Below are 24364 nucleotides of genomic sequence, written 5' to 3'. Positions count from 1 at the left end.
GAAAGGGAGATATGAATGATTTCATTATTAGTTGCACATGATCAAAACCGAGTAATCGGGGCGAACAACGATTTGCCTTGGCATATTCCCGAAGACCTTGCTTACTTTAAAAAGATGACTATGGGCAAGGCGATGGTGATGGGGCGCAAGACGTACGAATCCATAGGCAGACCATTGCCCGGAAGACTCAATATAGTCGTGACAAGGAATAAGGACTTTTCGGCAGAAGGTGTTATCGTTGTTCACGAATTAAATGAAGCTATTGAAAAAGCGAAAGTTCATAATGAGGAAATAATGATTATCGGTGGTGCGGAGATATTCCGACTTACTTTGGAAATGGCGGATCGGTTATATATTACGCTGATTCAAAAAACATTCGAGGGAGATACATTTTTCCCATCCTATAGCAATGAATGGGAACTTACATCGACTTCTGAAGAAAAAATGACAGAAGACGGCATTCCTTTTTCATTTCTCGTTTATGAAAGGAAATAACGGACTGATATACAGGTGTTTATGCTCAAGTGCCTAGGAATAGCTAGCGTAGGCTTCTTACAAAGGGTTGCCGAAGCCATAAGACTGGTAGCGAAGCTAACTTGGCTTATGGCGAAGGCCCCAAGCGCCGAAGGGTGTTTAAAGGAATTCTTTATTTCGGCATGTATAGTTTCACTGGATCAAAGTATTCATTCAATTTCAATTTTAAGAGGGGAGCGTTTTCTGTGAAAAAGATTCATATCGTTACGGATTCAACAGCAGATTTGAGCGAAGAAGATATTAAGAAATACGACCTCCACGTTGTACCATTAACAATCCAAATCTCGGGTGAATCTTTTATAGATGGAATTGATTTGTCACCTGAGAATTTTTTGGAGATGATGGCCGCTGCTCCTGAACTGCCTAAAAGTTCACAGCCTGCCGCTGGAGTATTTAAGGAACTTTATGATCGGTTGGGTGAAGATGGCAGTGAAATCATATCAATACATATGACGGGTGGTATGAGTGGGACTGTAAAATCCGCACAAGCCGCAGCTGAAATGACCGATGCAAAAGTAACGGTTGTCGATTCAATGTACATTTCCCATGCACTAACATTCCAAGTACTTGAAGCTGCAAAAATGGCGAACGAGGGTAAAGCCGTTGGAGAAATTGTTGACCAATTGAATTTGGTGCGAAAACAAACATCGCTTTTTGTTGTTGTTGACGCGCTCGATAATCTTGTGAAAGGCGGTCGTATCGGCAAAGGCCGTGCAATGATTGGTTCACTACTAAACATTAAACCTATTGCTACATTACAAGACGGCGTGTATACACCAGTCGCAAAAGCACGCAGCCATAAACAAGTTGTGTCCCACCTTTTCAAAGCATTTACAGAAGAGACAGCAGGGAAAATAGTTAAAGGTGTTGGAATATCCCACGCGAATGGTTTGAAAATGGGTGAACCATTGAAAAAGTTAATTGAAGAATCAGGGATAAAAGATGTAAAGGTGACGTTTACAACACCTATCATTAGTACACATACAGGTGAAGGTGCAATTGGTTTTATGTACTACACCGATTAATCTAAATGATTCTTAACTAAGGAAAAGGGGAACTATGTGTATGAGAAGAGTACTTATAATTATTTTCACCTTCTCATTCTTATTGTCTGGTTGTAATTCACCTTTTGTTAGATCCGCGGATACGGTTACGAAACGAGAGTTTATAGCATTCGAGGAATGGTCGATACCAAATTATTTCATACCGAAGCGACTTCGTGTTGTCGGTCTTGGGGATTCGCTTACACAAGGCGTTGGGGATGAATTAAAGTGGGAAGGTTATTTTGGACGATTAACGAACGAGATGAATGAGTGGAAAGGTGTTAAGGATGTAAAAGCAGATAACTTGGCCAAAAGAGGACGTCGAAGTGATCAACTAATTAAGCAGTTAGAAGATGCTGAGATTCAGGCTGTTGTGAAAAGTGCCGATGTAATATTAATAACAATCGGCGGGAACGATATAATGCGGATTGTAAAGAAAAATCTTTTTGATTTACGGGTGGGGCTATTTTATGATGAACTTAAAAAATTTGAAAACCGGTTGGATGAACTATATGGAGTTATTAGGGATTTGAATGGGGATGCAATTATTGGTTTGTCAGGATTATATAATCCTTTTACAATTGTAACGGATGAAGCAAATGATTTTGAGAATATTATAGAGGACTGGAACGAAGCGATTGAAGTTCGAACCGTCTTGGATCAAAAATCTTGCTTTGTACCTGTAACCGACCTATTTAATTCGAACGCGATGATGGTATACCATACCGATTTTTTTCATCCGAATGCCAAAGGATATGATTCGATGACAAAACGGTTTCAAGAAAAATTTGCACAATGCGATTTGAAAACTAAGTCTGATGGGCAGCTGGATATGTAGGGAGTGGGTTACATGAATTTTTGGAAAGTCGGTTTTTTCGTACTGTTTGGCCTCATAGCTGCAGCAGTAGTTGCATTAGTTGTTTTTATTAGTAGTTCTCCAGAGTCTGTTGACGTTCCGAATGCAGGAGTAAGTACCGCTCCAAATCATCTGTTGACGGTGCGTGCAACGAAAGAAGACTTTGAGGGGATTGCGAATACGTATATTCGTAAAGCGATGGATGGCGAACCTTTGCCTGTCACGTTGGAAGTTAAAGATAATATTGTTTTAACATCTGAACTGACGGTTTTTGCGTATACACTACCCGTTACTTTATTTTTTGATCCAATCGTTCGAGAAGACGGTAATCTAATCTTAAAACAAACGTCAGTTGAAATAGGAAAGTTGAACATACCGCCATCAACTGTGTTAAAAATATTGAAGGATTCTGTTAAACTACCTCCATGGATGATTGTGCGGCCGAAAGAAGAAGAGTTATTTATCAATCTTTCCGCAATACCTGTTTCCGGCGATTTAGAAATAAAAGCGAAAGAATTCAACCTTGCGAAAGATGAAATTATACTTGAAATTGTTATTCCAAAAGACTAAGGAGGAAAAAACAATGGCTAAAAACTTAGCAACATTTGCAGGTGGTTGTTTTTGGTGTATGGTCAAGCCGTTTGATCGTTATGATGGGGTGACATCCGTTGTTTCTGGATATACGGGTGGTGACGTAGAAAACCCGTCTTATGAACTCGTTTGCACAAATACAACAGGTCATCGCGAAGCGGTGCAAATTTCATATGACGAAAGTGAAATTTCGTATAGTGAATTACTCGATGTTTTTTGGCGTCAAATTGATCCAACGGATTCTGGGGGACAATTTTTTGACCGAGGAGAATCTTACGAAACGGCAATATACTATCATACCGAAGAACAGAGGCTTCTTGCTGAAAAGTCGAAAGTAGCACTAGAAGCTTCAGAGAAGTTTGATAAACCGATTGCTACAGAAATTCTACCGGCAAAACTGTTTTACGAAGCTGAAGAGGGCCATCAAAATTATTATTTGAAAAATCCTACACATTATAATCGATACGCAACGGGTTCAGGACGAGTTCAATTTAAATTAAATAAGTGGGGGGAATAACGTATGAAAGAAGACTTAAGAAATAAACTAACGGATATGCAGTTTCACGTAACCCAGGAGAATGGAACAGAACCGCCATTTCAAAACGAATATGACAGTCACTACGAAGATGGAATCTATGTAGATATTATTTCGGGAAAACCATTATTTAGCTCGAAAGATAAATATGACGCTGGATGCGGCTGGCCAAGTTTTACGAAGCCAATTGAATCGGAAGAAGTAATTGAGCATTTTGATGATAGTCATGGCATGCGCCGAACGGAAGTAAGGTCTAAGGAAGCGGATTCACATCTCGGTCACGTTTTTCCGGATGGTCCCGGTGCGGACGGGCTCCGTTACTGCATTAATTCGGCCGCACTTCGTTTCATACCCGTCAATGAGCTTGAAAATGAAGGGTATAGTATGTATGCACGATTATTTTAACTTCATTCAACCTTCGGCGGATGTTATGGATCTTGCAGGGTATTAACCCTGCAAGTAGGGTTCAAAATCCGGAACGTAATTACACCAGGGCATGATTGATGTTGAAAGTTTGAGATGAGGTGTTGGGTAGATGAATAAATCATTTTATCAGTTCGCTCTTTCTTTTCGCGGGGGGCGAAAAGATGATTTGCAAGCACAGTTTGCAGAAAGTATGTTCAATGACCTTAGTTTTCCAAAAGAGGAAACCGAGTTTGATTTAATTTCACGGTATGTAGAAGAAAAGGCGGATGCAGGGATGCGTTCTGTTGTCTTTGATGACTTGTACAAGCTGTATGAAGAGCGCGGAAAGCGTTAAGAGCGACAACTTTATTGCATAACCGCTTTTTTCCATGTATGATTATGAAAGAAAATTTGAAAGCGAGGAAGATATTTTATGAGTATACATATTAATGCACAACCAGGTGAGATTGCTGAAACGATTTTGCTTCCAGGAGACCCGTTACGCGCTAAATACATCGCCGAAACATTTTTGGAAGATGTAAAACAGTACAACGATGTTCGGAATATGTTCGGATATACAGGAACTTATAAAGGGAAACGTATTTCGGTTCAAGGTACTGGAATGGGAGTTCCTTCGATTTCAATTTACGTAACTGAACTTATGCAGGAATATAACGTGAAAAAACTAATTCGTGTAGGGACATGTGGCGCAATCCAGAAAGATGTACATGTGCGTGATGTAATTATCGCTCAAAGTGCTTCAACAAATTCAAGGATGAATCAAATTATTTTTGACGGTAATGATTTTGCTCCGACAGCTGATTTCGATCTTCTGTTAAAAGCGTACAATGTTGGACTTGAAAAAGGTTTAGAGCTAAAAGTTGGAAACGTTTATACTGAAGATTTATTCTATAATGAATTTGCACAGCACGAAAAATGGGCACAATATGGTGTTCTGGCGGTAGAAATGGAAGCAGCGGCATTGTATACATTAGCAGCAAAGTTTGGTCGCCAAGCACTAGCTATTTTGACGGTGAGCGATCATATTTTAACAGGTGAGGCTACTACAGCAGAAGAACGCCAACTTACATTTAATGACATGATTGAAGTTGCGCTTGAAGCCGCAATTATGGAGTGATTTTAAGAAAGAACCGCCCGCCCTGTAGCGGTTCTTTTTTCTGCAAAGATAAGATGGGCGGAAAGTAGGGAAAAGTATGAAGGAAGATGGAAAAGCCGAACTTGAACAAGGTTCAGAACAGCCGGCAAAAAAACAGATAAGATTAAAACCATTCTCCTTCGTCATGCTACTAATAAGCGTAGTTCTTGTTACTGCAGGAATTACATTTATTGTACTGATGGCAGGAGACGATAAAGTTGTTGATGTCGGTTCCCCTATACAAAAGGTGGATCGGAAAGAATTTGAAAAGCTTTATAACGCTTATGATGAAATGAAAAAAAGTTACTATGAAACAATCGATGAAACAGCTGTCATTAATGGAGCCATTAATGGGATGATCGAGGCACTTGGTGATCCGTACTCCGATTATTTGAACGAAGATGAAGCGAGGCAGTTAAATGAAAGTATTTCATCAAGTTTTGAAGGAATTGGTGCGGAAATCCAAGAAAGTGACGGATACATAGCGATCGTTTCACCGATTAAAAATTCGCCGGCTGAACGCGCTGGACTATTGCCACACGATAAGATTATTGCCGTTGATGGTAAGAGTATACAAGGGTTGTCTTCGTCCGAAGCCGTCCTTCTTATACGGGGCGAAAAAGGAACGACAGTCGTTTTATCGATTATGCGTGGTGAAGCGGTCGATCCTGTAGATATTAAAATAACTCGTGACGTTATTCCACTTGAAACGGTCTATTCAGAAATGCTTGGAGATAACATTGCACATATTCGTATTACGAGCTTTTCAACAGGTACGTACGATGAACTTTTACTGGCGCTCGACGATATGGAAGCACAAGGGATGAAGGGCATGATTGTAGATGTGCGTCAAAATCCCGGCGGTAGATTAGATATCGCAATGGAAATTTCAGATTTATTTGTAGAAAGCGGTAAGAACTTATTCCAATACGAAGAGAAAAGTGGTAAACCCGATATTTATCCTGCAAAAGGTGGTCGGAAAGTAACTGTACCAGTAACTCTTGTAATGGATGAAGGAAGTGCTTCTGCTTCTGAAATACTGGCGGCGGCATTAAAGGAATCTGCTGATATTCCGTTAATTGGTGTGAATACATTCGGTAAAGGGACAGTTCAAACGCCGAAAGACCTTCCGGACGGATCGAACTTAAAAATTACAACGGCAAAATGGTTAACACCAAATGGAAACTGGATCCACAAAGTGGGGATTAAACCCGATTTTGAAGTTCCTTATCCACCGTATGCAATGTTGCCATATTTGGATCCGACTGCCGAAATGAAAGATGGTATGCAATCTACGATCATTAAATCTGCTGAAGAAATGCTTGAAGCAATCGGTTATAAACCGGGTGAAATAGATGGTTTATTTGATGAAGATACGGTTGTAGCTGTGAAAAATCTTCAAGATGATCTTTCACTTGAAACAACAGGGATTTTGTCCGGCGATACGACATTTGGTCTTATGGAAAAGTTGCGCGAGAAAATCCAAAAGGATGACCCACAGTTATTGAAAGCTAAAGATGTATTGCGTGAAAAGATAGGAAAATAAGTGAAAAGCGTCCGTCCTATGGGAAGGGCGCTTTTTTCAATTAAAAGGTTGGGATGTAAAAATGATAGATGTTTATTTATTTAGCGGTTTTCTTGGAAGTGGGAAAACGTCATTGCTAATGAATGTTATTGGCCAATTAAAAGAAGCGGGAAAGAAACCGGCTGTCTTTATGAATGAGCTAGGGAAATTGCCGTTTGACTCGGATGCGGTTGAAGGCGATGTACCGCTTAAAGAGCTTCTTGACGGGTGTATCTGCTGTACGGGATCGGAACAGACGGAAGCACAGCTGCAAGGCCTACTTGAAGAGAATGAGGACATAGATGTTATTTTAATTGAAACGACAGGTGCCGCACATCCCGTTGAAGCTTTGGATGCTGTGTACTCACCACTTTTTGCGGACCGTTTGAATGTGAAAGGAATCGTTACAGTTGCAGATAGTAAACTTTGGTTAGACCGTGACAAATTGTCGCCACAAATTAGAGCACTATATATGGAACAAATCCGCCATGCGCATCTTCTTCTTGCAAACAAATCGGATCTTCTAACAGAAGGCGAAATGGCAACGGTTACGTTGGAAATGGCTAATTTCAACAGTGTGGCACCAATTATCCAAACAACGGGGGCGAAAATTGCGTTTTCATTCATTGAAAAAATACTTAATCAACCAAAACAAAAGACAAATGAACCGATTATTTCAGGGAAAGGGTTACCGCTTTCATCCAAATTGATTACATTTAAAGAAAGTGTCAATCGCGAGGAATTCGAGGACTGGGTGAAATCGCTTCCCGACACTGTGTATCGCATGAAGGGATACGTTCCTCTCATTGGGGCAAAAAATCCTTATCTTTTCCAATATGCATATGGCATGGTAAGTTGGCTACCTGAATACGTGAAAATGGATCCCCGACTCGTCGTTATAGGGGAAGGAATAGACTTTATAACGTATGAAAGCTCATCAAATCAATATGGCGTCAACCCCTATTTAAATGAAAGTTAAACATATTCGTCCAGAAGTATCCATTTTTGCTTAATAGAATGTACGCTAGACTCGTATTTGTGAATATACTGGACTAGTTGGAAAGAACGTCCATAATTTGAACTCTCTCGCGCGTTATGATAGTTTGCGAAGGGAGAGATAAGATATGAAAAAATCAATCGCAGTAATCTTACTCGGTTCGGCACTTTTACTGCCGAATGGCAATAATGTAGAAGCTTCTTATGCAAATAATGAGGTACAGGTGTCAAAGGCACAGTGTATTCAATACATAGGATGGGAAAGTGAGCAATTTAACTTCTACAAGTTACACCCAGAAAAGAATGATTTTAAAGGGTATCATTACAAATGGAACAAGGATCGTTATCAACAACAGAAGTTAGAAAATCCGGCTAAACCGGTGACGAAACCTGTACCATCTGAGCCGGTAGAAAAACCGACACCGACTGAACCAGTGACAAAACCAGAACCATCCAAGCCGGCGGAAAAGCCGACACCAACGGAGCCAATAACACAACCCGCACCAACAGTGCCGGTGGAAAACCCGACACCAACAGTGCCAGCAGAAAAACCTGTTGAAACACCACAAGACGCTTCAATTTCAGCAATTGAAAAAGCTGTCCTTGATTTAACGAATGCAGAAAGACAAAAAGCAGGACTTAAACCGTTACAGACAGATAGCAAATTGATGAACTCAGCGCGCCAAAAATCTACGGATATGGCTTCAAAAGGATACTTTTCACATACGAGCCCGACATACGGATCACCGTTTGATCAAATGAAAGCAAATGGTGTAACGTATAAATCAGCCGCTGAAAATATTGCAATGGGTCAACGTACAGCAGCGGAAGTCGTTAAAGGATGGATGGAATCACCAGGGCATAGACAAAATATCTTAACGCCTGGATTCACTCACATCGGCATCGGCTATGACAAAAATGGCAACTACTGGACACAGCAGTTCATTCAAAAATAATATGATTGACGAGTTGTTCTTTGCACCGGAATCGTTCCGGTACAGGGGATGACTCTTTTTTTATATTTTTTCAGTTATAGATAACCTTTTAATACCATGGTGTTAATAATACTATTATGTAAACTATAAATAGTTTTGCAACCAACACGCACTTCCATATAAAGTTTAAAACGTTTTTCCATTGCGCATACTCTTCAAAGAGGTGAATGTAATGGATCAAGTGAAGTCGAATGACAGTTTGATTTTATATATCAAAAATTTATTCCATGATTCGGCGGATCTTATCGTACGGGAAGTCAGTTGGAAAGATGGAGTCGGCATCGTTTGCTTTTTTAATACGATGACGGAAAGTGGAGAAGTGAACAAACAAATCGATATTATACGGAAACGCGCGATTGAACTCCCAGATTGGGGTGGGACCGCCGCATCGACCGTGGAAGCATTTTCGGTACCGAAATTGGTCGAAAGTGTCTCAAGCGGTTTTGTCGTAGTCTATTTCCCTGTACCGAATCTAATAATGACAATTACGATCCCATCTTATGAAGTGCGTTCAACTGCTGAGCCAAACAGTGAAATCGTCATTCGCGGTGCCCATGAAGGCTTCGTGGAAAGCATCGACAAAAATATTTCGCTCATTCGAAAGCATCTTACAATCCCGGATTTAGTCGTAAAGGATATACGGCTCGGGAAAGACACGAATACGAAAGTTACGTATATCTATATTGAGTCAATCGCTAATAAAGAAGTTGTTGAGGACGTTAATAATCGACTTGAAAATATCGATGCACCTAAAATATACAGCGCTGGACAAATTGAAGATTATTTGGAGGATTCGGTTTTTTCCCCTTTCCCGCAGTTCCTTAACACGGAAAGGCCGGACCGTGTCGTCGCGAATTTACTGGAAGGGAAAATCGTTATATTCACTGACCAATCCCCCACAGCGCTCATTGCACCGATTACATTTTTTTCGTTTTATGAGTCAACCGACGATTTTAACGGACGAGTCTTGGTCGGAACATTCTATCGTATTCTTAGGCTGTTTAGTTTCATGATTGCAATTTTCCTGCCTGCATTTTATATTGCGGTGGTCGGTTTCCACTCGGAGATTTTGCCGTTTGAAATAAGTCAAAAAGTGAAAGTTGCAGTGCAAGATATCCCGTACCGTCCGCTTGTTGAAGCGCTTATTGTTGAAGTTTTTATTGAAATTATCCGGGAAGCAGCAATCCGGTTACCGGCACCAATTGGTCCGACAATCGGCATTGTGGGCGGTCTTGTTATCGGAGATGCGATTGTCAATGCAGGACTGGTGTCGAATTTGATGGTCATCGTCGTGGCGATGACCGCAATTGCAAGTTTTGTCGTGCCATCTTTCGAAATGAACATGACAATACGAATCATCAGATTTCCGTTCATGCTTGCAGCGTCACTTTTTGGTTTTTTCGGCATCGCTATCGCGACACTCATCCTATTTATCCATTTGATGAATCAGTCTTCACTGAAACAACCCTATTTGTCACCGGTCGTGCCATTTGATCCTTCCCGTTTTAAAAATATTTTCTTCAGGGTCCCTTATTATAAAAATCATAAGCAACAACAAACATTTACACACGGAGGGGACAAGCAGAAGGACGGGGGAGAAACTTGAATTTCAAATTATCAAGAACCCAGTTTTTCCTACTTCTTTTCATTACACAGACAGGGTCGGCATTCTTCTCCTTTCCAACACCGTTCATCGGTGCAGTTGGCAGGGATGCATGGCTTGTATTTCTCGTTGCTGGCGTCCTACACTACATGCTGCTACTCTTTTATGAACGGTATTATATGCGATTTACTTTTGGTCCTTTCGTCGGGTGGTTGTATAAAGGGTACTGGCTTTTTGTTACAGTGTCCTTTCTTGCATACATCGACTATACATTAGCGGTATGGGGGTTCCCGGAAACTCCTCAAATTATCGTCCTCGCGGCGCTAGTTAGTGTATCGCTATATGCAAATTTAAGTAGAGCGGAAACGGTCATCAATTTAACTGTCATTCTTATCCCCCTCATCTTTTTTTTTCTTATAATATTACAGTTCGCTTGGGATGATCTCATATGGACGAACATTTTCCCAATAGGGGAATCGACTGGAACGGAATGGTTTAAAGGTCTCTTAAAGGCACAAATTGCTTTCGTAGGCATTGAATTATATTTATTTTTCAGAAGGTACGTCGATGTAAAGCAGAAAATAAAAGGCTTTCCGTTATTCGTCTATCAAATGGTGTGGTTTTTGTTCTTTTTTTTCTCCGTCATTGTTACAATTTTATATTTCACGCTCACTGGGTTGCAACACGTCCCGGAACCGCTTCTTTTTATTTTGAAATCCCAGGAAGTTACTTTTGTCCAGCGGCTCGACTTGTTTTTCCTTTACATTTGGATGATTTGGAGCATCATTACCGTTACAATTCTCTCCTTTTCCGCAATGTATGTTCACCGGCTTCATGTAAAAGAGCATCACAAAAGGGATACGATTATTTGGCATGTACTGCTCGTTTTGTTGCCTTTACTCTTTGTGTCAAAACAGTATGTAGACAAACTGGCTGATCTTATCATTTATGTCCACCTACTATTTACCATCCTTATTCCGGCCATCGTCATCATTACGAATAGGAGGAAAGGGAAATGAAAAAAATCGCACTTATTTCCATCGCATGTTCTTTCCTATTGGGAGGATGTTGGGATGAACAATTGTACAAGGATCTTACCATCGTCCCGCTTATTGGTTATGAGGGGGAACCCGGAGAATTGAAGGGATACTACACAAAGCTCGAAGTAACTAATGGCACCGCCAGTTATTCGACTGTTGAAGGAAGTGGTGTCTCCCCAAGGGAAACCCGGCTCGATGCAAATCGAAAGACAGGTGAAACGCTTAGTGTTACACAATTGCAAGTAATGCTCCTTGCCGGGGAGACTGTGAAGTCGGATGTAATAAAGACTTTCGATGTCCTCTTCAGAGCGCCAACTAACCCGTTGAGTAGTAAATTTGTCGTTGTAGAAGGGAAAATGGCTCCATATATGAAGAAGCCAGAAAAGGTGTCGGTAGAGCTACCTAATTACTATATTGACATGTTGGAAGCTGCCATATCGTTCTCTATTATTCCGGACATCGACATTCAGCAAACTGCTGGACTCCTATTTGACGACGCAATTGACCTTGCATTGCCTTTCGTTAAAATGTCCGAAATGACCGGTACACCCGAAGTGTGGGGGGTGGCTTTGTTCAGTGGCAAAGTTTTTACGGATCACACATTGGACAAGCAGGAATCCACAATCGTTCAGGTTCTTCGGAAGAAGCCTGGAAAGCATACGTTGTTCACCTATACGTGGGAAAAAGAAGATAAATCCTATCCAATCACTGTTGAACTGGCCACCTATAAAAAGAAATGGGACATTCGGGACAGCAAGATTGATGCAACTTATAAAATGAAATTCGGTGTTGAAGAATTTCCTTCCGATCACCTGGATGAAGATAAAACAAGGAAAGAATTAGAGAAATTCCTCTCGAAAGAACTGACAAAGGATTTCAACAAGGTGATCAAGAAATTGCAAGAAGCTAAAAGTGACGTCGTTGGTTTCGGAAGAAATGTCCGCGCATTCCATCCTCAATTATGGAATAAGGGGAAATGGAATGATACGTTCTCAGAGCTCGACATAAATGTAAAAGTGGAGGCGGAAATTACCCGTACCGGTATATTGAATTGAACATCAAAAAACCCGCGAAGCTTATACGCAACGCGGGTTTTCATGTTTAACTGAATTTCTTTTTTTGTATATAGATAAGTCTTATTGTCAACGTGATAGCACCCACGGTCAACCCGGCAATGAGTCCGACCCAGTAACCATACGGACCGAGATTGGTGTACGTTGCCATCACATACCCGATCGGTAAACCGAGCACCCAATAGGAGACAATCGCCATGATGAAGGTCATGTTCACGTCCTTATAGCCCCGTAATGCACCTTGGACAGGGGCTTGTATCGCGTCCGACAATTGGAACAGCGCAGCATAGATGAAAAACTGCGTTGCAAGTCCAATAATCTGTCCATCTGTCGTATAAAGAGAAGCAATCGGTTCCCTAAACACAAGAAGAATCGCAATCGAAACGAAGCTAAACCCAACAGCTAACCCGACACCGAGAAAACTATAATGTTTAGCATCGCGCATTTGACCCGCGCCGACAGCTTGTCCGACTAGTATCGTTGCACCCATTGAGATACTGAGTGGTAACATATATAGAAGTGATGTGAAGTTAAGTGCAATCTGGTGTGCAGATATAACTGCAGTTGAATAGTTACTCATCATTAGTGTCACCGCGGAGAAAATACTTGTCTCCACAAAAATTGAAATTCCAATTGGTACGCCGATTAAAAGAATCATTTTCCACTTTTTGAATGAAACCTTTTGCCAGCCCGTAAACACTTTGAATTTGTTGAACGGTTTACCTACCCAAGCCATAGCACAAGCGATGATGAATACAATCCAATACGTTATTCCGGAAGCATATCCAGCCCCGGCACCCCCGAGTTCAGGGAACCCCCATTTACCAAAAATGAGTAAATAGTTAATAAAGATATTAATAGGCGCGGAAAGTAGTATGATAAACATCGACACCCGTGTTGCACCTAGTGCATCAAAAAACGAACGAAGCACCGTATAAGCAAAGAGCGGGAGAAGACCGAGGCTCATTCCTTTTAAATAAGCCGCAGCAACAATACGAACTTCGTTTTCAAGCGGCATCGCTTCCAGTATAGGTGAGACTGCAAAAAGAATAAGAGTATAAACAATTGCAGCAAGGACGACTGCGATATATAATCCTTGTTGTACTGAGGGGCGGACTTCCTCGCTCCTACGTGCTCCTACGTACTGAGCAATAATAGGGGTAAGACCCATTAGAATTCCAGCCAGCCCCGTATAAACGGGCATCCAAAATGAAGAACCAATTGTCACACCCGCCAAATGGTGTGTATCGTATCGTCCTGTCATCAAAATATCAAAGAACGTCATCATGTACAGGGCGACTTGCGTAATGAGTATTGGCATAACGATTGTTGCTAATCTGAACGGTTTTTTCTTAAGCGGAAGTGTAGTATCCAAATAAATCATCCTTTGTTTCACAATTAAATACTATTGTAACATGGTTCGTTTGCTATAATAGAATCTAGCAAACCATTTTTTAAAAATAGAAGAGGTGATGGCCATATGAAACGGCCAGTTATATTATTAACAGGAGGCGGGACTGCTGGACACGTGTCTGTCAATGAGGCGCTTATACCCGTTTTCGAAGAACGTGGATATGAAATCCATTATATAGGATCTCATAATGGAATAGAGAAAAAACTTATCGGTGAAGGTCATCCGGAAGTGAAATATCATGCCATTCAAAGTGGAAAGTTTAGACGTTATTTTTCTATGAAAAACTTTACAGACCCTTTTCGGGTAGGGGCGGGTGTTCTACAAGCTCTTTCGATTATTCGAAAAGTTAAACCTGAAATTATATTTTCAAAAGGGGGCTTTGTGTCAGTCCCTGTTGTATTAGCGGCGAAAATGACGAAAGTCCCCGTCGTCATTCATGAATCGGATGTAACTCCGGGTTTAGCGAATAAGCTAGCCCTTCCTTTTTCGAATCATATTTTTACAGTGTTCGAACAAACGTTATCTTATGTTCCGGAGGGGAAGGCAACTTGTTCCGGACCAATTATTCGTCCCGAATTGTTTGAAGGCGTAGCCGAGGATGGATTGCGTATCTCTGGGTTATCAGGTGGCAAACCAGTACTTATTGTAATGGGGGGAAGTCAAGGGTCCGCTGTTTTAAATGATGCGATAAGGGAAGACATGGAAGCCATTATGTCGACATTCGATGTAATTCACCTTTGCGGTATAGGCAATATTGACGAAGCTTTGGAGAGCATTCCAGGCTATACGCAATTTGAATATGTAACAGAAGGTCTTCCGCACTTACTTGCGGCTTCTGATTTTGCAATATCTCGTGCAGGCTCCAATGCTATATTTGAATTACTGGCACTTAGGAAACCGATGTTACTCATTCCGTTATCGGCAGCGAAAAGTAGGGGGGATCAGATTTTGAACGCCTCTCATTTTAAATCACTCGGTTTGGCGGATGTACTGAAAGAGGAAGATGTCCCGTTAAATCCTTTATCCAAGGAACTTGCTTTGTTTCAAAAACATAAAGAACAATTGATTACAAGTATGTCAAACACGGCATTGCCAAAAACACCCGAGCAAATGGTTGAACTAATCATGCTATATAGATAGTAGAATAACCTTGTACTAAAGAGGCAACATTCACCAAATTTAAAGTGTTAAAACATTCTTAATGCATAAATATTCGATTGTTCGGGCTAAACCCTTTAAGTTCTAGTGTTTGCGTGGTAAAATTAACAAGGATAAAAAATATAAACACAATATGCTGAAAGGCAAATGTGGAGGTCATTGGACATGTCGAAAAGTTTAGATACTCACCGGTCCCCTTATGCTTCATTTTCTGGACCTAACCTTGGGTATGTAATAGAAATGTATGAACTGTTTAGAACGTCACCAGAATTGGTAGAACCTGAATTAGCTGCAATGTTCGGGGAATTTGGTGCGCCTGAAATGGACAACGAAGAACAAGCAACGGCAACTGTAACTACGGGTGCCACACCGGTCGAGTTTGGTAAAGTATTATCTGCTTATCGGTTACTAGATGCTATACGTACATATGGACATTTGGCGGCTGATATTTATCCGTTGAACGATCGTCCGAAAGAATCAACTCGCCTAGAACTTGGATATTATGGGTTGACAGACAACGATTTGAAAAGTATGCCTGCTAAACTCTTCTTCACAAATGTACCAGCGGGAGTAACTGATGGTCTAAGCGCTGTTAATTACTTGAAAACGCTATATACAGGGAAAATGGCTTATGAATTTTCTCATGTAATCGACGAAGAAGAACGAAACTGGATTCAATCTAAAATTGAAAATGATGACATCAAAGTAACTCTTTCAGTGGACGATAAAAAAGCGCTTCTTGAAAGACTAACGAAAATTGAAGGATTTGAAAAATATATACACCGTACATTTGTCGGTGCTAAACGATTCTCTATTGAGGGTCTCGATACACTCGTAGTATTCCTAGATGAACTTGTTCGACGTTCTGAAGAGGAAAAAACGAAAAAGGTTCTTATCGGTATGGCACACCGTGGCCGATTGAACGTACTCACTCATATTTTAAATAAACCGTATGAAATGATGTTTGCTCAATTTGCAAACGTTGATGATGATCCATTCCTACCGGCTGACGGTTCAATTGAGACATCACGTGGCTGGTTTGGTGATGTGAAATATCATATGGGAGCTACTTATAATGCTGAATCTGGAACGAAGCGTTTCTTAGCATACAACCCTTCTCACTTAGAAGTTGTCAATGCAGTTGTTACTGGACAGACGAGAGCAGCTCAAGAATTGACAAATGAGGCCGGACTACCGGTTCAGGATATGGATGCAGCTTACGCAGTACTTATTCACGGAGATGCTGCATTTCCTGGACAAGGAATTGTCCCGGAAACATTTAACTATAGTCGAGTACCTGGATTTAAAACAGGCGGTTCCATTCACCTGATTGCCAATAATATGATTGGTTTCACAACCGAGCATTATGATTCAAGGTCAACTCACTATTCATCAGATCCTGCAAAAGGATACGAAGTTCCAATTATTCACGTGAATGCAGATTGCCCAGAATCGGTAATTGCGACGGCGGCATTCGCATTTGAATATCGTAAAAAGTTTGGTAAAGACATTGTCATTGACTTACTCGGCTACCGTAGATACGGACATAACGAAATGGATGAGCCGTTAGTGACAAACCCAATGATGTATCATAATGTTCATGAACATCAAACAGTACGTGAACTTTATGGTTCAGCACTTGTTTCTGAAAAAATTATGAACGACGAAGAAGTAGTTCAACTAGATTCTGATGTCTTCAAAATGATGCAAGCTGCGCACGACGTAGTTAGGGAGCATCCGTCTTCAAAAGACAAACAACCACTAGATAATAGTGTTCCGGCTGTTGTTTTAGCAGGTTATCCTGAAGTACAAACAGGTGTGGACGAAGAAATTCTTCAACAAATGAATGCGGAACTACTTGACTTCCCTGAAGACTTCAATGTGTTTGGCCGACTTGTCCGTATTTTGAAAAGACGTGAAGAACCTTTCAACGGAAAAGGTAAAATCGACTGGGCGCATGCTGAAACGCTTGCATTCGGTACAATTTTACAAGACGGTAATCCAATTAGACTGACTGGTCAAGATGTTCAACGTGGAACGTTTGCACACCGCCACCTTGTACTTCATGATGAAAAATCAGGTGACACGCTTGTACCATTGCATCATATTAGCGGATCAAAAGCATCATTCTCCGCACATAATAGCCCATTAACTGAGGCGGCAATCGTCGGGTATGAATTCGGTTATAATCTTGAAGACCAGGAAGCGCTATCGATTTGGGAAGCGCAGTACGGTGACTTTTCAAACATGGCACAAGTAATGTTTGACCAGTTCGTTTCTTCAAGTAGAGCAAAATGGGGTCAGAAATCCGGTCTTGTTATGCTGTTACCACACGCATATGAAGGACAGGGACCTGAACACTCAAGCGCTAGACTAGAACGTTATTTACAACTTTGTGGGGAAAACAACTGGACTGTTGCCAATCTATCAAGCGCAGCGAACTACTTCCACATTTTACGTAGGCAAGCTAAAATGCTTGGGGAAGATTCAATGCGTCCACTTGTAATCGTATCTCCAAAATCACTTCTACGTCATCCACTTGTAGGAGCGGACTTAAGTGATTTAACGGAAGGTTCATTCCAAACAGTTCTTGAGCAACCAGGAACAGGTAAAGAAACTGGAAAAGTTGAGCGAATTTTGTTTGCAAGTGGTAAGATGGCAATTGACCTTGCTGAGCAAGTAAAAGATGGTGAAGGCTTCGAGCACTTGCATATTATTCGTGTCGAGCAGCTGTACCCGTTCCCATCCGAAAAAATCAGTAAAATCGTTTCACGTTACCCGAACGCAAAAGAACTTGTATGGGTACAAGAAGAGCCGAAAAACATGGGGTCATGGTCATTTGCGGATCCATATATCCGTGAAATTGCAGGCGATAAGAAAGTATCTTACGCAGGAAGAATTCACCGCTCAAGCCCGTCAGAAGGCGATGGAGAGTCACATACAATCGAACAAAAACGTATCATTGCTGAAGCTTTAAACCGTTAAACGGTATGACTAAGAGGAGGAATTTATTGTGGCAGAAATCATAGTACCAGAACTAGCAGAATCAATTACAGAAGGGACGATTTCACAATGGCTTAAACAACCAGGTGAAAGCGTCGAGCGTGGAGAGTTTATCGTAGAACTTGAAACAGACAAAGTAAACGTAGAAATTATTTCTGAAGAAGCAGGAATTATTCAAGAACATCTTGCAGCTGAAGGAGATACAGTTGAAGTTGGTCAAGTAATTGCTATTGTAGGCGAAGGATCTGGCTCACCAGCGGCGGCACCTGCTGCACCAGTAGCAACTGAAGCGGCACCTGCTGTAACTGAGGCTCCAGTAGTAGAAGAGTCAACGGATTCAGAACGTACAATTGCAAGTCCGGCAGCTCGTAAACTTGCTCGTGAAAAAGGAATTGACCTTGCAGCAATTTCACCGGTTGATCCAATGGGCCGCGTTCGTGTTCAAGATGTTGAGGCACACGCTTCAGCTCCTAAAGCACAACCAGCAGCGAAAGCAGCAGCTCCAGTAGAAGCAGCACAAGATGATGGCCGAATCACACGTGAAAAAATGACGCGTCGTCGTCAAACAATTGCAAAACGTTTACTAGAAGTTAGACAGTCTACAGCAATGCTAACTACATTTAACGAAATTGACATGACAAACGTTATGGCACTTCGTTCACGTAAAAAAGACGAGTTTTTCGATAAAAACGACGTACGTCTTGGATTCATGTCATTCTTCACGAAAGCAGTTGTAGCTGCACTTAAGAAATACCCATATGTCAATTCTGAAATCAGTGGAGATGAAATCTTACTGAAGAATTTCTATGATATTGGTGTAGCTATTTCTACAGATGGTGGCCTTGTTGTACCAAACGTTATTGACGCTGACCGTAAAAACTTCGCTGAAATTGAAGGATCTATCGTGGAACTTGCGAAAAAAGCACGTGATAACAAACTTACAATCGCGGATATGACAGGTGGATCATTCACAATTACAAACGGTGGCGTATTCGGTTCATTGATGTCAACACCGATTATGAATGGTACACAAGTTGGTATTCTTGGAATGCACACAATTCAAAAACGTCCAATTGCAGTTGGAGACAACGTTGAAATTCGTCCAATGATGTATGTCGCTCTTTCTTATGACCACCGTGTGATTGACGGAAAAGATTCTGTTGGTTTCTTGAAAATGGTAAAAGAATTAATCGAAAATCCAGAGGACCTACTTCTTGGATCATAAGTAAACTAATAAATCGGCCCGCTATATATCCGGGCCGATTTTCTACTTGGAAGGTGTGACATCTATTGAATTTCAAAGAATGGGCTACATCGCCCTCTAAGCGTACTGTTATTTGTAAGCATTCAGATGCACAAAAATATGTTGTAAATAATGTTTTGACACCAGGTAAAGAATATGACGTGAAAAATGAAACGGAAGAATTCATTTTCATTGTCGATAATACGGGTAAAATTGGTGGCTATTACAAAACATATTTCGAATAATTGATTGCCTGATTCCCGCACAGCGGTGCATCAGGTTTTTTTAACTTTATTCAGCCCTCGGTAGATGTCATACTGAGGAGCGATTGATTGGGAGGGGAATAGTTTAATGATGAAATCATTTGTCGAGCGAGAACAATTGCTGCGATCCGAACGAAGCTATAACCAAACTGAACAAATGCTTATTCAACAAGGTGGGTATATTTCACCGGATGCTTATTTATGGGAAGATGTCCTACTGAGCGTTGTATTGAAAAAACCAGTCTTACTCAAAGGGCCAACCGGTTCAGGTAAAACAAAATTGGCACAATCTGTTTCAGAATACTTTAAACAACCGATGCAAAGTGTGAATTGTTCAGTAGATCTTGATGCGGAGTCGCTTCTTGGATTTAAAACAATCATTCTAAAAAATGGTGAAACCGTTATCGAATTTGTTGAGGGGCCCGTCGTACAAGCGATGAAAAAAGGGCATATTCTTTATATCGATGAAATCAATATGGCAAGACCCGAAACTTTGCCAATTCTTCATAGTGTACTTGATCACAGAAGAGTTTTAACTAACCCATTTACGGGTGAGGTCATTTTTGCACACGAAGACTTCACGGTCATTTCAGCAATCAATGAAGGGTACGTTGGTACATCTCCAATGAATGAGGCCCTAAAAAATCGATTTGTTTCTTTTTCGGTACCATATTTATCGGGAGAAGAATTAAAAAAAGTAGTAATGAATGAATTTCCCGCTATTTCTTCACAGCTCGTTGAAACAATACTTAATATTGGGGATGATTTAAAGAAACAAGTAATGAGCGGGCTCTTATCAGATGATGCAGCCTCGGTCAGGAGCCTTTTAGATGCTACGGGGCTTGCGGAACATATCCCTGTAAAGCGGGCAATTCAATATGCGATTGCGGAGAAGTTAGACGATAAAATTGAGCGAAGACTCGTTATGGAACTTGTCAGTACGTGGGTGAAGTGAGGCGAATGTAGTGGTGAAGATGAATCGATTCATTCAATTTAATGATGAAACCGTTGATACAACAACACTTTTATTATATGAACGACTTGGTCGGGCACTAGCGGATACGCCATTCCTTGAGTTAACGGAGCGCAAACTTCTTGAATTTCAACCATCAGAGGGCATTGTTTCAATGAGTGTCTTTTGGCGCCATCGATCAGAGGAAATTATGCATAACGGTCGATTATCTGATATATACTTGTTAACAGCGGGTTATTGGAAACAGTTTAGTTTGGGTTCCTGGAGACGATTTCAAGAAGAGTATAAGCTGCACCCTTTTCGAAAGTTTGCAACGGAACTTTTTCTTCTGCTTGAGGAGTTTCGTCTAATCGATACAGTCGTAAAGCAACGACCTGGGACCGAGACGGCGTTTGCTAGTAGAAAAACAGCGTATGTTGCTTTTCATCGGAACGCAGTTTCCGCAAATATGAAAAAAGGTTTTCTTGCTGATGCCCTAATGAATGAAATTTTCATTGCACTTCATGAAGGAATGTACAGCGATTCGTCGATTGAATGGGGCCCAATCAATTTCGAACTCATCAAGTCAGTCCTTCAAAATGCATACGACGCAAAAAGTACAAAAGACAATACGTATATTGCTACCCGCATTATGGATATTATAGACGACTTAGTCAACAACGATTTAGTCAATCAATACTATTCGGTAGGGGAGTCATTAATAACGGAAAACACAACGTTTAATTACCATGACGGCATGGAAAATGCCGAAAAGGGTGAAGAGGATTCGAAAGAAACAATAGAGGAAGTTTTTCGTTCTTGGCACGAGGAGAATGAAAACGAATCAGGCGTCCATTTGGAATTTGAACTCGAACATGGTCGCTCGGGTCAAACAGATGGCAATGACGCGACTCCGGGTAATGATGAAGCCGAAGTTGAGGAAGTAGGATTTGGCAGTTCCGAGGGCGATGACAGTAAACAGTCATCCGATGAAGAAAATGAAAAGCATGAAAAACAAGACAGGAAAAAGAAAGCGGGAAAGGTGTTCGGTAAAGAGCACCTGAATGTAGTCTATGAAGAACAACGTATCGAAATCGTTGATGAGTATGCGAATCGACAAAAACTGGCGATTTGGCGTGAGGAACAAAAACCATATGTCCGTTCTTTTGTAGAGGAAATGAAAAAGAGAATTGATTTGAAAGTGGATTCGAAGCGAGAAGGGCTTATGAAAGGAAGACTTTCAAATAAATTAACGACACTTGTTTTGGATGAACGACCAAAACCATTTTATCGAAAAAATGCACCTTCTGTAAATCTTGATGCTGTTTTCGGTCTTCTTGTCGACGGATCTGCATCGATGCTCGATAAATTAGATGAAACGAAACATGCGGTTTTACTGTTTCATGATGTACTGCGTCAATTACGTGTTAGTCATGAAATATCATCCTATTATGAAGATGCTTATAACGCTTCGGCGGAAATGCAACCGAACGTTTTCGAGCGTATGCACACATTTACAGATCGTGACCAAGATAATGGCATGTCTATTTTGTCGTTTGATGCTAATGAAGATAATCGTGATGGCTTTGCGATTCGGTGGATGGCAGAGCGGCTTGCGGCTAGACAAGAAAAGCATAAGTTTTTGCTTGTTTTTTCGGATGGGGAACCGTCCGCATTCGGATATGATCGCAATGGAATTCTAGATACAGCCGAAGCGGTAATGGAGTCGGAAAAGAAGGGGATATCGGTTCTTCATTTATTTCTTTCTGCCGAAGAACCATCTGAAGACCAAAAAGCATTATTCACAATGATGTTTGGCAATAAAACAGCATCTTCCAATTCAGTTGAAAGTTTTGCGGACCAAACACTCCGGATTTTAAGGAAATTGCTCTCAATTGTTATCCGTAACACATAGTAAGAAAAGTGCCTGTAGTCTAGATGCCAAGATAAGCGCAGGCTTTGGATAATTCTTTATCTAGCCTATAGTAGTGGACCTTTTTAATAGCCTTATCCATAAGTGAAAAAACCGCCTTATTGAGGGCGGTTTTGTGTTCTGTCGTGAACGGCAAGAAGTCGTTGTTTAAGTTCTTCTTCCATTTGTCCGATTTCGATTTCAGCTGCTTTTCGTTTTGCGCGTCCATCTGCTTGAATAAGCAATGTTTCTTCAATTGTTTGAATCAGGTTTTCTTGTGTTGTTTTCAGTGTTTCAATTTCGATAATACCGCGTTCATTTTCTTTGGCTGTTTCAATTGAATTTATTTTTAGCATTTCCGAGTTTTTCAACAGTAAATCGTTTGTTGTTTTTGTAACAAGCTTTTGTGATTCAACTGCTTTCATTTGCCTATTTAATGTAAGTGCGATTGCAATTTGGTTTTTCCAAAGGGGAATAGAAGTCATAATCGATGACTGGATCTTCTCCGCAAGCGTTTGGTTGGTCTGTTGAATCATTCGAATTTGCGGTGCACTTTGAATTGTAATTTGACGGGATAACTGTAAGTCATATAGACGCTTTTCAAGACGATCAAGAAACTGCGCCATATCATTTACTTCTTGGAATGCCATTTGGTCGTTTGATAACTCAGCTGCTCGACGCATTTCAGGGATAAGTACATTTGAAATTTCATCGCGCTTTATTTCTGCAGCGGCTATGTAAACATTAAGTGCTTGGAAATACGTTTTGTTTTGGTCATACAATTTATCAAGCATCTTCACATCATCAATTAGACCTTTTTTAGAATGTTCTAGTTGAATACCAATCCGATCGATTTGAGTGCTTAATTTCTGATACTTTGTCATCATTTCTTGAAGTGATTTTGAAACTTTACCAAATAGCCTGCTCAAACCAGTTTTCTTTTTAGAGGATAAGTCGTCAGGGTCAATTTCTGATAGTTTGTCCATCAGATCTTTTAAAACATCGCCAACGGGTCCAATATCTTGGCTTTGCACGTGATCGAGCATTTTGTGTGAGAATCGGGATAATTCTCCCTGTGCATTTGCACCGTACGTAATGATTGCTTCATAGTTTCCTACAGGGATCTGGCTCGCAAGTTGAACGGCTTTTTCCCGCTCTTCAGGGGTTAACCGATCAACTAATTGGACGGCCTTTCCGACTTCTGCACCTTTTGTTTGCATCTCATTTGAAAGAAGTGGTTCTTTTATTTCAAATGGGTTATCAAGTAGATTATCAACTGTTATTATTTCGTTTGTAGCACCTTTATTTTCTGTCATCAGGGTGATCCCCTTTCATTTCTAATAGCGGTTTTTTTCGATTCATTGTCACATCAACAAAATCGATTTCCATTTGAAGCTTTTCTAAATCTGAGGAAAGTACGTTGCGCATATCTTGCTCTAATTGCATATTTACATCACTAAGTGTTTCCCGTGTATTTTGTAAGGCAATCCTTACATCTTTATCTTTAAGTGGTTGATTTACAAGCAAAGCGTACTTCGAAGTAAGTTCAACGGCGGAATCAAGATGCGCATAAAAGAACTTTTCTACATGGTAAAATTTTTTTGGATTTGTTTTAACGATGCTTAAAATCTTTCGCGAAAGGGTATTCATCTCATGAAGTTGTCGAAACGCTTGGACAGATCTTACTTTCCCGTAATAACCATTTAGCTGTTTGACTTTTGTGCGAGCACTAGAAAGCTGACCCTGAATGTGATTATATTCAGAACGAGTCATACTGAGTGTTTTTAAGTTAGATGAAATTTGTACTTGTTTTATCGCAAATGTTCCTCCAAAATAAATCAATGCTGATAAACCTGCTATTGCGAATATATTCATACCCGTACCGACGATAAAATAAATCATCGAACCAAAAGTAACGGGGGCAGTTATCAAATGTCGTATAAAAAACTGTTGTATTCCATGCATGGTTAGACCTCCTTAAACCCTATACTAGTAATACGTTTGAAAGTATATAAAGTTTCATTCCAT

At 40.7% G+C, this 24364-nt stretch carries 23 protein-coding genes; 20 read left to right on the top strand and 3 right to left on the bottom strand.

The genetic code is table 11. The features are described 5' to 3' along the window. The first annotated feature begins 15 nt into the window (after positions 1 to 15). From KSU66_RS07135 to KSU66_RS07070, 14 genes are all read left to right on the top strand, one after another. Positions 16 to 495, top strand: a complete 480-nt coding sequence (locus KSU66_RS07135; protein WP_269050738.1) for a dihydrofolate reductase — start codon at positions 16 to 18, stop codon at positions 493 to 495. Positions 496 to 719: 224 nt separating this feature from the next. Further along, positions 720 to 1559: a DegV family protein gene (locus KSU66_RS07130; protein WP_269050737.1), complete on the top strand. Its 840-nt coding sequence runs from the start codon at positions 720 to 722 to the stop codon at positions 1557 to 1559. Between the two features lie 40 nt (positions 1560 to 1599). Continuing rightward, complete coding sequence (locus KSU66_RS07125) at positions 1600 to 2415, top strand: GDSL-type esterase/lipase family protein (protein WP_269050736.1); 816 nt, start codon at positions 1600 to 1602, stop codon at positions 2413 to 2415. A gap of 12 nt (positions 2416 to 2427) precedes the next feature. Further along, complete coding sequence (locus KSU66_RS07120; protein ID WP_269050735.1) at positions 2428 to 3003, top strand: YpmS family protein; 576 nt, start codon at positions 2428 to 2430, stop codon at positions 3001 to 3003. A gap of 13 nt (positions 3004 to 3016) precedes the next feature. Continuing rightward, complete coding sequence (gene msrA, locus KSU66_RS07115) at positions 3017 to 3541, top strand: peptide-methionine (S)-S-oxide reductase MsrA (RefSeq protein ID WP_269050734.1); 525 nt, start codon at positions 3017 to 3019, stop codon at positions 3539 to 3541. 3 nt (positions 3542 to 3544) lie between these two features. Continuing rightward, complete coding sequence (gene msrB / locus KSU66_RS07110) at positions 3545 to 3964, top strand: peptide-methionine (R)-S-oxide reductase MsrB (protein ID WP_269050733.1); 420 nt, start codon at positions 3545 to 3547, stop codon at positions 3962 to 3964. A 130-nt stretch (positions 3965 to 4094) separates the two neighbouring features. After that, positions 4095 to 4319 (top strand): YozE family protein, encoded by a 225-nt coding sequence (locus tag KSU66_RS07105; RefSeq protein WP_269050732.1) that lies wholly within the window; start codon positions 4095 to 4097, stop codon positions 4317 to 4319. 78 nt (positions 4320 to 4397) lie between these two features. Then, positions 4398 to 5102 (top strand): purine-nucleoside phosphorylase, encoded by a 705-nt coding sequence (gene deoD, locus KSU66_RS07100; RefSeq protein WP_269050731.1) that lies wholly within the window; start codon positions 4398 to 4400, stop codon positions 5100 to 5102. Between the two features lie 76 nt (positions 5103 to 5178). Then, entirely contained in the window at positions 5179 to 6666 is a 1488-nt protein-coding gene (locus KSU66_RS07095) for a S41 family peptidase (RefSeq protein ID WP_269050730.1), read from the top strand. 61 nt (positions 6667 to 6727) lie between these two features. Then, complete coding sequence (locus KSU66_RS07090) at positions 6728 to 7663, top strand: CobW family GTP-binding protein (RefSeq protein ID WP_269050729.1); 936 nt, start codon at positions 6728 to 6730, stop codon at positions 7661 to 7663. Positions 7664 to 7808: 145 nt separating this feature from the next. Continuing rightward, positions 7809 to 8636: a CAP domain-containing protein gene (locus KSU66_RS07085; protein ID WP_269050728.1), complete on the top strand. Its 828-nt coding sequence runs from the start codon at positions 7809 to 7811 to the stop codon at positions 8634 to 8636. Between the two features lie 211 nt (positions 8637 to 8847). Then, the gene (locus tag KSU66_RS07080) at positions 8848 to 10281 is read left to right on the top strand and encodes a spore germination protein (protein WP_269050727.1); all 1434 of its coding nucleotides are present in this window, start codon (positions 8848 to 8850) and stop codon (positions 10279 to 10281) included. Continuing rightward, the gene (locus tag KSU66_RS07075; RefSeq protein WP_269050726.1) at positions 10278 to 11297 is read left to right on the top strand and encodes a GerAB/ArcD/ProY family transporter; all 1020 of its coding nucleotides are present in this window, start codon (positions 10278 to 10280) and stop codon (positions 11295 to 11297) included. The genes KSU66_RS07080 and KSU66_RS07075 overlap by 4 nt, the downstream gene beginning before the upstream one ends. Next, positions 11294 to 12373: a Ger(x)C family spore germination protein gene (locus KSU66_RS07070; protein WP_269050725.1), complete on the top strand. Its 1080-nt coding sequence runs from the start codon at positions 11294 to 11296 to the stop codon at positions 12371 to 12373. Before KSU66_RS07075 ends, KSU66_RS07070 begins: the two co-directional genes overlap by 4 nt. Before the next feature lie 46 nt (positions 12374 to 12419). Here KSU66_RS07070 and KSU66_RS07065 read toward each other — a convergent pair whose 3' ends face one another. Continuing rightward, a complete protein-coding gene (locus KSU66_RS07065; RefSeq protein WP_443028947.1) occupies positions 12420 to 13766 on the bottom strand; it encodes an MATE family efflux transporter in 1347 nt (448 codons plus the stop codon). A 105-nt stretch (positions 13767 to 13871) separates the two neighbouring features. On the opposite strand from KSU66_RS07065, the gene KSU66_RS07060 reads away from it, so the two are divergent. The 6 genes from KSU66_RS07060 to KSU66_RS07035 all read left to right on the top strand — a co-directional run bounded on the left by KSU66_RS07060 (position 13872) and on the right by KSU66_RS07035 (position 22339). Then, entirely contained in the window at positions 13872 to 14945 is a 1074-nt protein-coding gene (locus KSU66_RS07060) for an undecaprenyldiphospho-muramoylpentapeptide beta-N-acetylglucosaminyltransferase (RefSeq protein WP_269050723.1), read from the top strand. Positions 14946 to 15128: 183 nt separating this feature from the next. Further along, the gene (locus KSU66_RS07055; RefSeq protein ID WP_269050722.1) at positions 15129 to 17948 is read left to right on the top strand and encodes a 2-oxoglutarate dehydrogenase E1 component; all 2820 of its coding nucleotides are present in this window, start codon (positions 15129 to 15131) and stop codon (positions 17946 to 17948) included. A gap of 28 nt (positions 17949 to 17976) precedes the next feature. Next, positions 17977 to 19191, top strand: coding sequence for a 2-oxoglutarate dehydrogenase complex dihydrolipoyllysine-residue succinyltransferase (odhB, locus tag KSU66_RS07050; RefSeq protein WP_269050721.1), 1215 nt, complete (start codon positions 17977 to 17979; stop codon positions 19189 to 19191). Positions 19192 to 19256: 65 nt separating this feature from the next. Further along, positions 19257 to 19454 carry a DUF6501 family protein gene (locus tag KSU66_RS07045; RefSeq protein ID WP_269050720.1) on the top strand — a complete coding sequence of 66 codons (198 nt, stop codon included), beginning with the start codon at positions 19257 to 19259 and terminating at the stop codon, positions 19452 to 19454. 109 nt (positions 19455 to 19563) lie between these two features. After that, complete coding sequence (locus tag KSU66_RS07040) at positions 19564 to 20427, top strand: ATP-binding protein (RefSeq protein ID WP_269050935.1); 864 nt, start codon at positions 19564 to 19566, stop codon at positions 20425 to 20427. 19 nt (positions 20428 to 20446) lie between these two features. Continuing rightward, positions 20447 to 22339, top strand: coding sequence for a vWA domain-containing protein (locus tag KSU66_RS07035; protein ID WP_269050934.1), 1893 nt, complete (start codon positions 20447 to 20449; stop codon positions 22337 to 22339). 116 nt (positions 22340 to 22455) lie between these two features. Here KSU66_RS07035 and KSU66_RS07030 read toward each other — a convergent pair whose 3' ends face one another. Then, positions 22456 to 23652 carry a toxic anion resistance protein gene (locus KSU66_RS07030; protein ID WP_269050719.1) on the bottom strand — a complete coding sequence of 399 codons (1197 nt, stop codon included), beginning with the start codon at positions 23650 to 23652 and terminating at the stop codon, positions 22456 to 22458. Further along, positions 23639 to 24301 (bottom strand): 5-bromo-4-chloroindolyl phosphate hydrolysis family protein, encoded by a 663-nt coding sequence (locus KSU66_RS07025; RefSeq protein WP_269050718.1) that lies wholly within the window; start codon positions 24299 to 24301, stop codon positions 23639 to 23641. Before KSU66_RS07025 ends, KSU66_RS07030 begins: the two co-directional genes overlap by 14 nt. Positions 24302 to 24364: the final 63 nt, after the last annotated feature.

It is taken from the genome of Sporosarcina sp. G11-34 (genome assembly GCF_026931025.1).
This window is presented reverse-complemented; position numbering and strand designations above follow the sequence as displayed.

What these genes read in the sequence shown, in the direction of transcription:
- KSU66_RS07060 (WP_269050723.1), top strand. Translation starts at nt 13,872, where the DNA reads ATGAAACGGCCAGTTATATTATTAACAGGAGGCGGGACTGCTGGACAC.
- KSU66_RS07025 (WP_269050718.1), bottom strand. Translation starts at nt 24,301, where the DNA reads ATGCATGGAATACAACAGTTTTTTATACGACATTTGATAACTGCCCCC.
- KSU66_RS07105 (WP_269050732.1), top strand. Translation starts at nt 4,095, where the DNA reads ATGAATAAATCATTTTATCAGTTCGCTCTTTCTTTTCGCGGGGGGCGA.
- KSU66_RS07040 (WP_269050935.1), top strand. Translation starts at nt 19,564, where the DNA reads ATGAAATCATTTGTCGAGCGAGAACAATTGCTGCGATCCGAACGAAGC.
- KSU66_RS07085 (WP_269050728.1), top strand. Translation starts at nt 7,809, where the DNA reads ATGAAAAAATCAATCGCAGTAATCTTACTCGGTTCGGCACTTTTACTG.
- KSU66_RS07055 (WP_269050722.1), top strand. Translation starts at nt 15,129, where the DNA reads ATGTCGAAAAGTTTAGATACTCACCGGTCCCCTTATGCTTCATTTTCT.
- deoD (WP_269050731.1), top strand. Translation starts at nt 4,398, where the DNA reads ATGAGTATACATATTAATGCACAACCAGGTGAGATTGCTGAAACGATT.
- msrA (WP_269050734.1), top strand. Translation starts at nt 3,017, where the DNA reads ATGGCTAAAAACTTAGCAACATTTGCAGGTGGTTGTTTTTGGTGTATG.
- KSU66_RS07030 (WP_269050719.1), bottom strand. Translation starts at nt 23,652, where the DNA reads ATGACAGAAAATAAAGGTGCTACAAACGAAATAATAACAGTTGATAAT.
- KSU66_RS07090 (WP_269050729.1), top strand. Translation starts at nt 6,728, where the DNA reads ATGATAGATGTTTATTTATTTAGCGGTTTTCTTGGAAGTGGGAAAACG.
- KSU66_RS07125 (WP_269050736.1), top strand. Translation starts at nt 1,600, where the DNA reads ATGAGAAGAGTACTTATAATTATTTTCACCTTCTCATTCTTATTGTCT.
- KSU66_RS07070 (WP_269050725.1), top strand. Translation starts at nt 11,294, where the DNA reads ATGAAAAAAATCGCACTTATTTCCATCGCATGTTCTTTCCTATTGGGA.
- KSU66_RS07080 (WP_269050727.1), top strand. Translation starts at nt 8,848, where the DNA reads ATGGATCAAGTGAAGTCGAATGACAGTTTGATTTTATATATCAAAAAT.
- KSU66_RS07095 (WP_269050730.1), top strand. Translation starts at nt 5,179, where the DNA reads ATGAAGGAAGATGGAAAAGCCGAACTTGAACAAGGTTCAGAACAGCCG.
- KSU66_RS07035 (WP_269050934.1), top strand. Translation starts at nt 20,447, where the DNA reads ATGAATCGATTCATTCAATTTAATGATGAAACCGTTGATACAACAACA.
- msrB (WP_269050733.1), top strand. Translation starts at nt 3,545, where the DNA reads ATGAAAGAAGACTTAAGAAATAAACTAACGGATATGCAGTTTCACGTA.
- KSU66_RS07135 (WP_269050738.1), top strand. Translation starts at nt 16, where the DNA reads ATGATTTCATTATTAGTTGCACATGATCAAAACCGAGTAATCGGGGCG.
- KSU66_RS07120 (WP_269050735.1), top strand. Translation starts at nt 2,428, where the DNA reads ATGAATTTTTGGAAAGTCGGTTTTTTCGTACTGTTTGGCCTCATAGCT.